This window comes from Emticicia sp. SJ17W-69 (assembly GCF_051209875.1).
Classification (GTDB): domain Bacteria; phylum Bacteroidota; class Bacteroidia; order Cytophagales; family Spirosomataceae; genus Emticicia.
In genome coordinates this window covers 69,883-84,590 of sequence record NZ_JBNTQY010000002.1, presented here as the reverse complement: position 1 = coordinate 84,590, position 14,708 = coordinate 69,883, and the positions used below count along the sequence as shown (strand labels likewise).

Here is a 14,708-nt window from a genome sequence, read left to right as displayed (position 1 = left end):
CTATGAAAAAACTACTATCGTTGATTTTATTGGCTATTTTTCATTTAGGAGTTTATGCTCAAAATGAAGTTTTTCGCATAGATAGCATACCACAACAAGGTATTTTACTTGATAAAGGCTGGAAATTTCATGCAGGTGATAATCCTGATTTTGCTAAACCTGATTTTGATGATAGCAAATGGGAGAGTATTGACCCGACGAAGGATATAGATGAGTTACCTGAGATAAAAAAGGCAGAGATTGGGTGGTTTAGAATAAAACTAAACTTTGATTCAACTTTAAAAAACACTATTCTAAGCTTATATACCTATCAAAATATTGCAACTGAATTTTATCAAAATGGACGTTTTATAGGAAATTTTGGTAAAGTCAGTCAAAATCCCAATGAAGTTCAAGCATTTTTTTCATTTAATTATTTAAAACCAGTAATTCATTTATATACAGGAGACAAAGGTAAACATATAATAGCTGTTAGATTTGCAATTAAAGATATTGCTATATATCAAAAATCACAACTTCACAAGTCAGATTGTTTATCTATCATTTTGAATATTTCAGACCCTAAATTGCCTATCATAAGAAATGCGTTTCATGGTAATAATTATGAGCAATTTGGTAATTTTGATGCTCCAACCTTAGATTATTTCAAAGCGGGTCTTTTTTTTATTTTAAGTATTTTACATTTTAGTTTTTATTATGCTCATCGTTTGCAAAAAGCAAATATATTTTTTGGTTTAGGATGTTGTTTCCTATTTGTTTTTTACATTTATCAAGCAACGGTTAATAGATATTTTTATGACCTCTCTGACATTGCTACCTTCGCAAATACCTACTGGTTTATTAGACATCCAGCTTACATTTTTCAACTTACGGCAGTTTATATAATTTTCAATATTCGATTTGGAATTGTCTATAAGGTATTAATTCTAATAGTGGCGATTACATTAATTTTACCTTTTTTTGATTTTTTTATTGTATCGCAAAGTCGAATTTATATTTCTACTGTAATTTTTTTTGAAGTGGCAAGGATTTCAATTTTAGTATACAGAGATGGAAAGGATGGAGCAAAAATAATTCTATTTGGTTCGACTTGTTTCGTATTTTTGATAATCATAACTACATTCAATGCATCATATTTAAATCAACACGATACAGTTCGACATATTTTAACAAATCTTGGCGTACTCAGTATCCCGATAAGTATAACTTTATATTTAGGTAGAGAATTTGCTCAGATTAGTAAATCTTTAATGTTGAAATTGTCTGAAGTCCAACGTCTTTCATTTGAAAAACAAGAAACCCTCGAAAAACAAAACGCCCAACTCCAAGCAGCTCTCCTTCAAGGACAAACCATCGAACGCAAACGTGTAGCTGCTGATTTGCATGATAATCTGGGTAGTACGTTGTCAGCACTTTGGCTAAGTGTCGATTTGATTGATAAATCGAAGATGAGCCAAGAAGAAATCGCAATTCATCAAAACCTCAGAGAGAACCTCGAAAAAGCCTATAATGATGTGCGTTTGTTGTCGCATAACTTGCTGCCGGAAGAATTTGAAAAACAAGGACTCGTACCAACACTGCAAAGTTTTGTAAGGAAAATAAGCAAAAACTCTAAGATTCGATTCGACTTACAAATTGCCGAAGGCTTTGGTAGAGTAGATAATAAAATTGAGTTTGAACTATACAGCATCTGCCTTGAATTGGTCAATAATATCATCAAACACTCAAAAGCCAGCGAGGCAAAAATCTCACTTTCTCGCACTGAAAAGAAAATTGAATTGATAATATCTGATAACGGAATTGGTACATTCAATAATGAAAGCGATGGAAAAGGAATGAAAAATGTTAAGGCCAGAGTGGAGTCATTGAATGGTGTTTGGAAGATAAATTCAAAAAAAAATCAAGGGACAAATTCACAAATAAATATACCGATTTAGTCTATGAAAAAACTACTGTCGTTAATATTATTGGCTATTTTTCATTTAGGAGTTTATGCTCAAAAAGAAGTTTTTCGTATAGATAGTTTGCCAAAAGAAGGTGTTTTACTAAATAAAGGCTGGAAATTTCATGCAGGCGATAACCCCGATTTTGCAAAACCCGACTTTGATGATAGTAAATGGGAGAGTCTTGACCCTACACAAGATGTTATGGATTTGAAATCATTAAAAGTAGGTAATATTATTTGGATGAGACTTAAATTATTACCTAAAATTGAATTTGACAATAAATTTTTGGCACTCATTGTAAAACAAACAGGAGCAAGCGAAATATACCTAAATGGTAAATTGATTCATAAATTTGGACATATATCAAAAAATACAGAAGAAATAAAAGGCTATGACCCTATGGGCAAGCAAATTTCATTTCCATTAATCATTCAACAAAATAATAGTTTAGCAGTAAGATTTTCGTATCCTAATACTTTTTTAGTATCCGATTTGAATTTTCCAAATCCCGCATTTAAGGCAGTTATTAATTACGTAGAAAATGCTGTTATTTCCAGTGATATAATAAATAGCCTATCACTAAGAGCTCATAATTCAGGTCATATAAAAACGGGGATTTTCCTTTTCATTGCTGCATTCCACCTTTTATTGTTTTTTCAGTATAGGCATAAAAAAGCCAACTTATTTTTTGGAATCTACACATTGCTTACTACATATACGCTATTCTCTTCGAATATTACCTATTTTATCAATGATTTATATTATCGTAATCTTCTAACAATTACCCATCTTTTGGTCAGCCCAATCGCTGATTTATGTGTGTTGATTGCCTTATATTTTTTATTGGAATTGAAGAGAGATAAGTTTTTCTATATCATTGTAGTTTGTTTTTTGATTACTGTTCCGACAATGATTTATCCTTATAAAACAGGTCAGTTATTTGGCTTTGTTTTAACCAAACTCTTTCTATGTTTTTACATACCTTTTATTTCATTGAGAGCCTATCGAAATGGGAAGAAAGAAGCAGTCAGTATAACAATTGCGGCAATATTGTTTTTCGTTGGTATGACCATTTATATTCTGATTAGAGATTCTGCAAATAAACCTTGGATACTTCAGGAAATGGCTTTCGATATAGCATTATTGGCTGTCCCGATGGCAATATCATACATATTAGCTACCGAATATAAGAGGAATTATTTACAACTATCAGATAATCTGACTGAATTTCAACGTATTGCCAAAGAAAAACAAGAATATCTTCAAAGTCAAAACTTCAAACTTCAAGCTGCTCTTCTTCAAGGCCAAACCATCGAACGCAAACGTGTAGCCGCCGATTTGCATGATAATCTGGGGAGTACGTTGTCAGCACTTTGGCTGAGTGTCGATATGATTGATAAATCAAAAATGAATGACGACGAACGAGCAATTCATCAAAACCTCAGAGAAAACCTCGAAAAAGCCTATAATGATGTGCGTTTGTTGTCGCATAATTTACTGCCAGAAGAATTTGAAAAACAAGGACTCGTACCAACACTACAAAGTTTTGTCAGAAAAATAAGCAAAAGCTCAAAGATTAAATTCGATTTACAAATTGCTGAAGGTTTTGGCAGAGTTGATAATAAAATAGAGTTTGAACTTTATTGTATTTGCCTCGAATTGGTCAATAATATCATCAAACACTCAAAAGCTACTGAGGCAAAAATTGAAATCTCGAAAAACGAAAACCAACTCAAACTTACGGTTGAAGATAACGGAGTTGGTATTTATGAAAATAATTCTGATGGAAAAGGAATGAAAAATGTTAAGGCAAGGGTAGAATCATTGAATGGAATTTGGAATTTGCAAAATATTGAAAATAAGGGTGTTAGGAGCGAAGTGTTGATTCCTGTTTAATCTACTAAACCATGTTTGATGGCAAATTTTACCATACCAATGGCACTTTTAACATTGAGTTTTTTCATTAAATTAGCACGATGTGTTTCAACTGTCGAAATACTAATAAAAAGTTTTTCGGCGATTTCGACAGTTGATTGTTCTTGGGTAATCAATTTTAAAATCTCAATTTCCCTTGCTGTCAAATGTTCAATCGTTTCGGGTCGAGCATCGTTATAATCTTCATCAGCAGTGGCTGCCAATTCTTCAATAACAGCTTCGCTATAATATTTTTTGCCATCCATCAGTTTTAGAATAGCCATGTGGAGTTCTTCTTTACCTGTTTTTTTCAAAATATAGCCATGTACACCCGCCCGCAATGCTTCTCGGATGTGCCGTGCATCTTCTGCCATTGTCAATAATAAAATCTTAAGATTTGGATGAGTCTTTTTGAGTTGTAATGCAAGGTCAATTCCACTAAAAAAAGGCATGTGTAAATCAGATACTAAAATATCGACATCTACATCGTTAAGAAAATGAGGCACTTTTCTGCTATCGTTTAGCGTACCGACAACTTCAACATTCTCGATAGAATTAAATAATAAACGCAAACTATCAAGCAAAACTTGGTGGTCATCAATAAGTAAAATTTTTATCATAATAGGGTGGTGGAATAAACTTTTCTACAACAAACATCTCATTTCTCAAAGGTATTCTTTTTTAGTAAAATGATAAATCATTTTTATTAACATAAAGTTTTATTTTCAATCACACCCCCCAATCTCTGCTTTAAAATACCCACCAGCTGTTGGTTGGGCTTTAAAACCAGCATTAAGTAAAATACTTTGGTTTGACAGATATGTAGCTTGAGCAGATGCTGTTACTATATTGATAGCTGTGATGGTTTCGTTAGTTTTCTTTAGTTGAATTCCTGAACTATAATCATCGGCGGTGCTTACTAATACTATCGGTGTGCTACAATCATTTATTACAACTACCACAGGTTTAATGTCAAAACAGCCGTTGGTGGTTGTTGCTTTGATAAAATATGTACCCGAAGTCGTTACCGCCGAAGAATTATTTAGTGTAATAGTGGCATCTGCATCAGTGTAATATCTCAAAGAAGTATTAGGCGGTAGTGTACTACCTACGGTTATTGCCAAGAGCGTTATGTTTATTGTATTAGGTGGCGAAACAGCTGCTGGATTTGTAATTACTAAAATAGGTTTTGGATTTACGGTAATTAATAAAGTACTCGATGCTCCGCTGGTCAGATTTCCCACCGTGCAAGTAGCAGATAGACTTATTGAAGCATTAAAAATAACGTTTGCTCGACTTGTTCCGCTACCGCCATCGCTCCAGTTGACAGTTCCTGAGCATCCAGTAGCCGATAAATTTATTCCACCTCCTGCACAAATAACTGAGAGGTTCGATGAAATTACAGGGGCATCGGGTGGGCAAAGAACTGTAATTGGAACAGGTACACGAGAAGTTTCACAGTTACCATTAGCACAGGATACATAGTAGGTTGTGCTATTCTTCAAGATTGGGGTCACGAAGTTAAGACCAGTACCAATTGGTTCCGAAGAAACATTATCTTTATACCATTTTACATTGAAATCATATGGCGTAAAGGTATTACAACCTGTAGCAAATAAGGTGGTAGAGGTATTACAATTGATTACCGAGGGATTAGCCGCTATTGTCTTAGGGCTACGAACAACGTAAAAATATGCTTCTTGCCTACCGCTTTTGATACCACTAAGCTCGCATTCTGCATAGTAACGATAGCCATTGCCACCATTTTCATTATAGCTTAAAACAGGGGTATTAAAAGTTTGTCCAGTACCTACCAAGTTTCCGTCAAATTGTGAATCATACCAACGAACAATTCCATTTGAACAACCATGAGCGAAAATAGTTTTTGAATTGCCGCTGCAAAGGATATTGGTTTGGTCAAAGACAATGGCTGGAGCCATAACGTCATCTTTATAAATAAGAAATCTTGAATACAGCCTTTCACTTTCACATCCATTTACTTGGCATGAATAGTAGATTTTATAATCTGCGATATTGTTTGTGGTGTTATTAAATAAGTTGGGTGTAGTGTATGAGGCTCCTGTTGAAAGGGGGGTAATAGCAATATCGCTATCATACCATTTTACGGTTCCATTACATCCTATGCCATCAAATTTTATATTACTACCATTATTGATGCTGAGAAAATTGCCAGGATTAGGCGAAATATTTGGTGGATTTGGAATTGATTTATTTATATACACCATTTCGCTCTTTGTTGAACTCAAGACACCATTTACTCTACAATCTGCATAATAATAAAGAGTATCTTTTCGAAAAATTTGGTATATACCGTCAGAGATTGTTATTTGGTGTGGGGCTTGAGTAGTGGTTTCAAAAAGGTAAAAATTTGCATTTCTCTCATATGTACTGTACCATCTGACAGTCCCTGAACATCCAGAAGCTGTAATAGTAGGGTAGTTTGATATATCCCTGCAGTAATTATTGGCTGAGATACTTAGAGCAGGTGCATTGGGCGGAATATGACTCGTCAAACTAATAGTTAGAGGTGTGCGAGGACTTTCACATACGGTGTAATTCATACCTTGGTAATATTCGCAAGCAGCATAATAAGTGGTTGGTTGCGTAATTTCGGGTGTAAGGAAACTACCTGATTCAATGGCATCTTGAGCAGTTGCAGAACTATACCACAAGATGTTTCCCGAACAGTTGGAAGCAGTCAATGTTGTGGTGCTACCACTTATTACAGTAACTGGACTTGTAGTGGGAGCCGGAATAGGTGTACTAATAGGTAAATACAAAGGGTCTGAGGTGGCAGTACAACCATCTTGTTTTCTTGTTAATGTAAAAGAATAATTACCTGCATCGCTGCTTTGAGCAATATTCCTACTGTAATACACCAATCCTTCGTTTAAAAATTGAGTAGTTTGGTTTTGTGAGTCAATGTTTAAGTTATCCTTTTTCCAATTAAAAAAATAGTTCTTCTCTGGTATTGGTAAGTCGCAAAATATTTCAAACCTACCACCTCCGCAATTGCTATTCAAAAGTATAGAGGGTTTAAGTAAACCTACATCAAAACCATGTGAAGTAGAACTTTCATAAATACTTCCGTTAATGTTACTGACACGTAGCTTTAGATAATAATAACCAGTGGGAACATTATTTGGAACAACGACTTGCATAGACTCTGCCGTTTGAGATGAAATATTACCAAGTGGGTAAGATACTGTATTTAAATTATCTGATAGCTCGGCGGTAAAAACATTATTTAATCCTATTGTTCCATTATTTTTCCAAGTAATAGTGTGTGTATTACCTTGACAAATAGAATAGGAGTTTGATATTGACAAAGAATTTATAGGCTCACAGTTAATGGAATGATTAACGGTAAATTGGGTAGAAATTGTAGAATATGGTTCTGACGAAGTTACCCGTATTTTATAATTTGAGCTGGTGGTTATACCTTGAGGTATGGTAATTAATTGAGACTTTAGTCCGTCACTATTGCTGCTCGACAATGTTCCTAATAAGGTTGGGTTGGAAAAAATACCATTGGAGTTCGATAGCTCTATCCTAAATACATTATTTTCTCCTACTCCACTTGAATACCACCTTACGCCGGCAGTCCCATTCTCACAAGTTTCATTAGGCGTAACGTTTAAACCAAAAGTATAATTGGCAGTAGGATATAGCAGAATAGAGTAGTTTTGGGATACTACATCATTATTGCTAACTCTTAAATAATATTTATAATCTATCTCACAATTTCCGTTATTGACAACCCCTGTTTTGAAACAGCAAGGAATAGTTAATGTAACAGAAGTAGTATTTGAGATTATTGAGGCCTTAGTTATCTCATTAATCTTTGAATCACAGTATCTTGCCTCTTTTTCAATCAACTCAATAGTATAGGGTCCCAGTGCTCCAGCAGAAGGAATAAAATTAACAGAAATATCTTGACCGCTAAAAGTTGCGTAGGGTGTGTTTGGTGAAATGCTTATACCTTGTCCATACGTGTTCAGATAAGTAAAAAAGAGTAATAGGTGAATGTATTTTTTCATTCTTCTTGATAAAATTTAAAATTTCATCTGAAATATGAATGAAGTATCTGAAAAATTCTTGAAGATTCCATTTAACGGTATAGTTTTCGATTTAACGGTTCTCAAATGTTAGCCAGATGAACTTTTAACTGGGTTCGTTTTCTTCGAGATACAATTACTTTATGATTATCTGTCATCAGGATTGTGTTAGTCTGCTACGAAAGATAGCTTAACAGCTTTCATTCATCCCGAATTTACAGGTTTTCTAATCACATTAGAAAACCTTATTTTTTTATACGGATACCATCTAAGTCTTTGACTACCAATAGATTGACGAGCCTGCTTAGGTGTTTTGTAATCTAATGAGGCATGTGGACGGTAATCATTATAAGTCTTGACTACTTGTTCAATTACCTGTGAAGCCTCACAAAAAGAAATAAACCCCTTCACATTAAAATCTTCTTTCAACGTACGATTTAGGCGTTCAGCCATCGAACTTTCATTGGGTTCGGCCGACGAGCACATACTAATTTTCACATTTGCATCCCTCAATAAATCCACGTACGCCCATAAGCAATACTATACTGTACGCCTCTGTCGGACCGGGTCGCCGGAGCGATGGTGGATAAATTGTGAGGCTTTAGTGCGGGACTGCAACACCATTTTCAGAGCTAAAATAGGACCCTTAGCATCCAACTTCTTTTGTAAAGACCAACCAACGATTGGGCGGCACTCCGCTTTCCGAGAAAAAGCATCCATAATCAACGATAAATAAGCAAAGCCACGACCACAAGAAAGATAAGACTGAGCGTCCCCGTCATCTCGGACACCCACAGCGATTCTGTCTCGGTTGGAATAATAACTTTTACTAAATTTGGATACTTTTTCAAGCAATGGTCAGAATTGGCCGTAACCACTCTACTGGCATTCGCTTACGAATAGCCAATATTTCAGCCAAAACAACGTCAAATTCAAATGAAACCTTTTCTTTTTGCTTGATAGCCGCATACCAAGCTTGACGACTAAACCCAAACAATGAACAGAGCAAACTCATACCCAGCAAGGGATAGCAGTCAGCTTTTCAACCGTTTGGGTGCGAACTTTTTTTTGATGGAAATATTCATCTGTAAGGACAGCCCCGGTTTCTTCGGCCACATCGACCAAAGTTTCCCAAGCAACAGCCTTCAATTTGAAGAATTCTTTTTCTTTTTCAAGTAACTTGATTTTTGCTTCAAGTTCTTTGATTCGGGCATTGTCTGATTTCATTTTCTTAGTTTTTTAGGTTTAAGAAGGAGGAAAATTCGATGCTTAAAATACCATCTGTTAAGCTGCCGAACACGCTTAAAATCCATCCACAAACCAGTCTTCAATTCGGTAGAAGAGACCAGCCCAGTACGGTAACTTTCCACTACTTTTCGTAAGTAGGGTATGAAGTTGCATTTTTTTATTTCTTCGTAAGTCCTTGATTATCATATATTTATAAGATATATGTCAAGTTAAAATAGTAGCATATGTTCGGTTCAATAAGTTCTTTTATGTTAAATAGAAACCTAAAAGTACCGTATAATAAATATAACTGCTTTTTAAATAGTTTTTAAGAAAAAGATGTATTGATAAAAGTATATTTGGGATTATCTGGCTATTATGTTGAGAATTATATTACTTGTTTATTTTCATACACTTTTTTATCACTTCCGTTGCCATACTTTGTTTTCAAAATTAAATCCTCTGTTCAATAGATGTACATTTCTAAAATTACTGTTCAAAACTACCGCAATTTTTCAAGTTTAGAACTTGACTTACAGTCTTTTACGCTTATTATTGGGGAGAACAATGTAGGGAAAACTAATTTACTTAATGCCATAGGCTTGATTCTAAGTCCAGATATTTCCTTTTTCCAAAAGAGAGTGTTAGAAACAGATGATTTTCATTATCAAACTGTTTTAAATTTTAAAAAGCAAGTAGTTGCTGAAAGTGATTTTTCTAAACTTATCTTTCCCGAAATTAGAGTTGATTTAGTTTTTGAAAAAATGTCGCATGACCAAAAAGCAGTTATGAATGACTGTTTTATAAATGACGGAATGGTAAAAATTGGAGAAAAAGCACAGGTTACGTATTTGAGCAGTATTTCTCAAAAAAGTGATTTAGAAAAAAAATGGTTTTCAGAGATTAAAAGAAACCTATCAAGTCTTTCAATAATAGTTACGGAAACACTTGAACAATTTGAGCAAAGACAAATACAAAGTATTTCTTTCCCTATCGAGTATTACAGATATATCTTATTTGGTGGAAACAATGAAACTCAAAAAGTAGATTTTTCTTGGTTGAGTTTTTTGAAAATGGAACTCTTAGATGCTTTGCGAGATGCTAAATCCCAACTTTTGGCAGGAGGACGAAATACGTTGCTTTTCTCTATTTTGAATACAAGAACAACTGAACAAACGACAACTTCAAAAAAAGATATTGATTCGATTAAAGAAAAATTAGCTGAATTAAATCAAATTATCAGTAAAGAAACTTCTGTATTTACTGATATAAAAAAGGACATTGAGAAATTTTTAAAACAAATTTCTGAAGAAGATGAAAACGGCTTGATTAATTTCCAATTTTCGGGTGTCGAGGAAAGTGAAATTTTGAAAAAACTAAGCCTCATTTATGGTTCTGAGCCTATTAGTATTGAAAGAAATGGCTTAGGACGGAATAATTTACTTTACATTTCTCTTTTGTTGTCGCAACTTGTAAAAAATGCTGATAAAAAGAAGGTATATTTTCGCTTGATTGGAATTGAAGAACCAGAAGCACATTTACACCCAACTTTGCAAGTGCATTTGTCAAGAAATACTAAAGAAGTCAATGAAGAGCGACAAGTGATTATTACTTCTCATTCCACACATATTACTTCACAATTAGATTTGGATAATACTATAGTTCTTTATAAGGACAGTGGAAATATAAAACCGCATTACCTACTAAAATCTATTCCTAAAGATTCAAAAAAATATTTGCAAAAATATTTAGATGCTACAAAATCAATTATGTTTTTTACTCGCAAAATCATCTTGGTAGAGGGCATTTCAGAGCAACTTGTAATTCCTGAATTTTTTAAAATTCATACAAAAGAAACATTGGAGAAAAAGAATATTACGATTGTAAATGTTCAAGGAGTTGCTATGAAACATTTTTTAGAAGTAATTAAAGCAGGCTACTTTATCAAATGTTTGGTTTTTACAGATAGCGATGATAATACAAGGGCAGATAATTTGAAAGAAAGATATAAAGACTGTTCTGTTATCAAAATAGAAAAAACAAGTACCTATACTTATGAAACTGATTTAATTTCATCGAATCTCAGAGAAGATGGTAAAGATATTCTTTTAGAGGCTTTAATTAGAACGAGACGAATTAATGGTGAAAAATTAAAAAATAGCTTAGGAAGTAATCCTATTGATTCGGACAATTTCTTCAATGAAATTTATTTAAAAGAACCTGACAGCAGTGGTAAAATGACTTTAAAACACAATCATAAAGCAGATTTTGCAGTAAATTTAGTCGAAGTTTTACAAGACAAAAGTTTTACAAACAAAACCCCAAAATTCAATATCCCAATTTATATCAAAGATGGTTTCGACTTCTTAATTTCATAAATCTATGGAAAATCTTAAAATAGTTATTGCGGGTGCAGGTGCTGGCAAAACGCATAATTTGAAAGAAGAAGTTGTGAAATGCTTACCAGAGTTAGATGCTTGTCGTACTTGTGCAGTAATCACCTTTACCAATGCAGCAACTGAAGAACTGCGGAAAAGAATTTCGCAAGAGGTAAAATTGATGCCTAATATTTATATTGGGACAATCCATAGTTTTTTGATTCAATATGTTTTAAATCCTTACGGAAAAGTATTAAACCTAATGCCTGAAGATAAAATATATGTTGACGGTATTAACTCAAATTGGAGCGATAAACCTTTCCGAATAGCGAAGGCAAATGAATGGGAACAGAAAGGGGTTTTAGTTTTTGACAAAGTTCTTGAATTGGCGGAAAGAATTTTAGAAAATGAATCCGTTTTTAATCTTCTATTAAACAAAATTCAGTTTCTTTTTATTGATGAATACCAAGATAATCGTTTAAAAATTCACTTGCTTTGGAAGAAAATAATCGAAGCAAGAAAAACAAAAGTATATTTAATTGGCGACCCTTTGCAGTGCATATTCAAGTTTTCTTATGATTTGACACATATCGACCCTGAACAAGTCCCAGAAAGTTTTGACAAAACCCCTTTAAATGATTTGAAAATCAATCACTCACATTCTGTTGTTTCTACAAATATAAATTACCGTTCTCGAAAAACAATTGTAGATTTTGCTAATCATTTTATTTTAGAAGAAGAGTATAAACAAACAACTGAAAACTTGGCTTGTGATATTCCTATTTATTTTATTGAAGAAAAAGAAATAAAATGCTTAATCGACAAGTACCGAAAACTAAAAAAGAAACATTCTCTTCATGATTTGCATAGCAAAAGAAAGAAGGATTTGAGAAAAGATTTTTTTGCAGATTTAATATTGACTCGGAATTGGATTGATAATAAGCCACAAAAGCCAATTTACAATATTTACCTGATGATTAAATCTAAGGTAAGCCGACTTGAAAAAGGCGAAAGTAAATTAACCAGTCCATTAAAAGAGTTGGAACGTTGTATATTGGCCATTATTGGAATTAAAAAAACTGAATTTATCAAAGATATTTATGACGAAATTGAGTTTAGGAAATTTTGCCTTGAAATTTTTGAAGTAATCAAAGAGTGTAATGAAAAGAGAAAATTTATTGTTGAAAGTTTTAACTCTAAATTTGGAATAGAGGCAAAGAATGAAACTGAAATCAATCAAGACAGAAGTTTAAATGATATTTTTACTACTGAAATGAATTGTAAAACATCCAATACAGAATCTTTTTTCTCAACTATACATAGCTCAAAAGGTTTGGAAGCCACATCTGTTTTATTAATTGCGGAAAATAACCAAGAATTATCCGAATGGTTAGATTTTGAAAAGGCAAATTCACAATTAGATGATAAATATCGGCTTGGATATGTGGCTTTTACTCGTGCACGTGATATGCTTGTAATTGGTTGTTTAGAGGACATAAATGAAGCAAACAAGCAAAAATTATCAAATCTTGGGGTGGAATTATTAAGTAAGGAATAATAAAAAACACCTAATAAGATATATGCAACAATGTGTCCGCTATCAGTCGCACCACGCATATTCAGACTCTTGTTGTAATCCAAAAATATCTCCTTTAGTTACTTATATCTTACTTTTAAATATATTGAACAATCCTTTCCTTATAACAAACCAATATCGGTCGTTTATGATATTGACATATTAAGCTATATTTGTAAGTAAAGAATGTTTGACAATTTATAAGTACGACAAGAATAGTTTAATTTTACATTTGAAATGTACTAAACAATACAAAAAGTACGACAAAACTTTCGTATATTAAAGAGTTACCTGCTATGCTACGAGACCACTAACATTGAAGCAAAAATGAAACGAATTGACAAAATGAAAAATACAATCTTTACACTAAACACAGTTTTATTTTTTAGTTTGTTATTAACGTTGACATCTTGCAATGGACAAACTCAAACATCAACTTCAAAGGATATTACTAACAATCCTAAGACGGAAACGAAAATCAGTTTGCCAAATGGAGTTAGTTCACAAACAATGTTTCGCTGTTCTATGAAAGACAAAGATGGCAATCTTTGGTTTGGTACAACTGGTGCTGGTGTATATAAGTATGACGGACAATCATTTACCCGTTATTCAGAAAATGAAGGGCTTGCAAGCAATTTTGTTGTTGGTATTGCCCAAGACATAAAAGGGAGTATTTGGGTTGCTACAAACGATGGACTATTTCATAATGACGGAAATAGTTTCAAGCGTTTAGAAATCCCCAACTTTGAACGCCCAAAATCTGACATTGGCAGTAGCAATTCATCAGATAAAAAGTTACAAGTTTTTTGTGTTACTGGCGACAAAAATGGCAACATTTGGTTTGGAACAGAAAGTGATGGTTTGTGGAAATATGATGGACATCAATTCACCAATTTTAGATACGCAGATAGCAACTGGAAAGAGGCAACTAATAAAGGCTCATTCAACAACCAACATCAAGGTTTTGTATCGACAATTGTAGAAGACAAAAAAGGCAATATCTGGTTTAGTTCATCAACAAATGGCTTAATCTATTATGATGGAAAATCATTTATGGTAGTTGGTCGGAATACCTCTGCTATACATATATTGCAATTAATAGAAGATACTAAAGGTTATATTTGGATGGCAACAAGACTTAATGGTATCTGTCTTTACAACGGAAAGACAATAGAAAGTTATTTAGAAAAAGATGGCGTTTCCGATAATATGGCAAGTTGTTTATACGAAGCCACAAACGGCAATATATGGTTTGGTAGTTTAGGCAAAGCTGGAACAAGTGGCGATGGCTTAAAAGGTATAACAGTCTATGACGGAAAAAAATTTACACCAATTGCATCGACAGGTATGAGAAACAATCAAGTTTGGACTGTAATCGAAGATAATATTGGGAACATTTGGGTTGGAACAAAAGAATTTGGACTATATAGCTATGATGGAAAAACATTTACAGAATTTACGACACAATAGAAAAAGCATTGACGACCAAAAAAAGCACAGCAGGTAACAGCAGTTTGGCAAAATGGCGGGTTTAGTGCTAAAATCAACGGCAGTTCTTCGATTGAACTTTTGTGCAAAACTGAACCTT

10 protein-coding genes are annotated in these 14,708 nt (G+C 33.5%); 5 read left to right on the top strand and 5 right to left on the bottom strand.

Going from position 1 to position 14,708, the window contains the following annotated elements; translation table 11 throughout:
• Positions 1 to 2 precede the first annotated feature (2 nt).
• Entirely contained in the window at positions 3 to 1,937 is a 1,935-nt protein-coding gene (locus ACQUQZ_RS24255) for a histidine kinase (protein ID WP_435357769.1), read from the top strand.
• A 3-nt stretch (positions 1,938 to 1,940) separates the two neighbouring features.
• On the top strand, positions 1,941 to 3,842 hold the full coding sequence (locus ACQUQZ_RS24250; protein WP_435357768.1) for a 7TM diverse intracellular signaling domain-containing protein: 1,902 nt from the start codon (positions 1,941 to 1,943) through the stop codon (positions 3,840 to 3,842).
• Here ACQUQZ_RS24250 and ACQUQZ_RS24245 read toward each other — a convergent pair.
• From ACQUQZ_RS24245 to ACQUQZ_RS24225, 5 genes are all read right to left on the bottom strand, one after another.
• The gene (locus tag ACQUQZ_RS24245) at positions 3,839 to 4,480 is read right to left on the bottom strand and encodes a response regulator (RefSeq protein ID WP_435357767.1); all 642 of its coding nucleotides are present in this window, start codon (positions 4,478 to 4,480) and stop codon (positions 3,839 to 3,841) included. The two genes, ACQUQZ_RS24250 and ACQUQZ_RS24245, sit on opposite strands and share 4 nt — an antisense overlap.
• A gap of 105 nt (positions 4,481 to 4,585) precedes the next feature.
• Positions 4,586 to 7,921 carry an immunoglobulin domain-containing protein gene (locus ACQUQZ_RS24240; RefSeq protein ID WP_435357766.1) on the bottom strand — a complete coding sequence of 1,112 codons (3,336 nt, stop codon included), beginning with the start codon at positions 7,919 to 7,921 and terminating at the stop codon, positions 4,586 to 4,588.
• 222 nt (positions 7,922 to 8,143) lie between these two features.
• Positions 8,144 to 8,437, bottom strand: a complete 294-nt coding sequence (locus ACQUQZ_RS24235; RefSeq protein ID WP_435357765.1) for an integrase core domain-containing protein — start codon at positions 8,435 to 8,437, stop codon at positions 8,144 to 8,146.
• A gap of 349 nt (positions 8,438 to 8,786) precedes the next feature.
• Complete coding sequence (locus tag ACQUQZ_RS24230; protein ID WP_435357764.1) at positions 8,787 to 8,954, bottom strand: hypothetical protein; 168 nt, start codon at positions 8,952 to 8,954, stop codon at positions 8,787 to 8,789.
• Entirely contained in the window at positions 8,951 to 9,166 is a 216-nt protein-coding gene (locus ACQUQZ_RS24225) for a hypothetical protein (RefSeq protein WP_435357763.1), read from the bottom strand. The genes ACQUQZ_RS24230 and ACQUQZ_RS24225 overlap by 4 nt, the downstream gene beginning before the upstream one ends.
• A 473-nt stretch (positions 9,167 to 9,639) precedes the next feature.
• On the opposite strand from ACQUQZ_RS24225, the gene ACQUQZ_RS24220 reads away from it, so the two are divergent.
• The 3 genes from ACQUQZ_RS24220 to ACQUQZ_RS24210 all read left to right on the top strand — a co-directional run bounded on the left by ACQUQZ_RS24220 (position 9,640) and on the right by ACQUQZ_RS24210 (position 14,590).
• Positions 9,640 to 11,544, top strand: a complete 1,905-nt coding sequence (locus ACQUQZ_RS24220) for an AAA family ATPase (protein WP_435357762.1) — start codon at positions 9,640 to 9,642, stop codon at positions 11,542 to 11,544.
• A gap of 4 nt (positions 11,545 to 11,548) precedes the next feature.
• The gene (locus ACQUQZ_RS24215) at positions 11,549 to 13,102 is read left to right on the top strand and encodes a UvrD-helicase domain-containing protein (protein ID WP_435357761.1); all 1,554 of its coding nucleotides are present in this window, start codon (positions 11,549 to 11,551) and stop codon (positions 13,100 to 13,102) included.
• 363 nt (positions 13,103 to 13,465) lie between these two features.
• Positions 13,466 to 14,590: a ligand-binding sensor domain-containing protein gene (locus ACQUQZ_RS24210; RefSeq protein WP_435357760.1), complete on the top strand. Its 1,125-nt coding sequence runs from the start codon at positions 13,466 to 13,468 to the stop codon at positions 14,588 to 14,590.
• Positions 14,591 to 14,708: the final 118 nt, after the last annotated feature.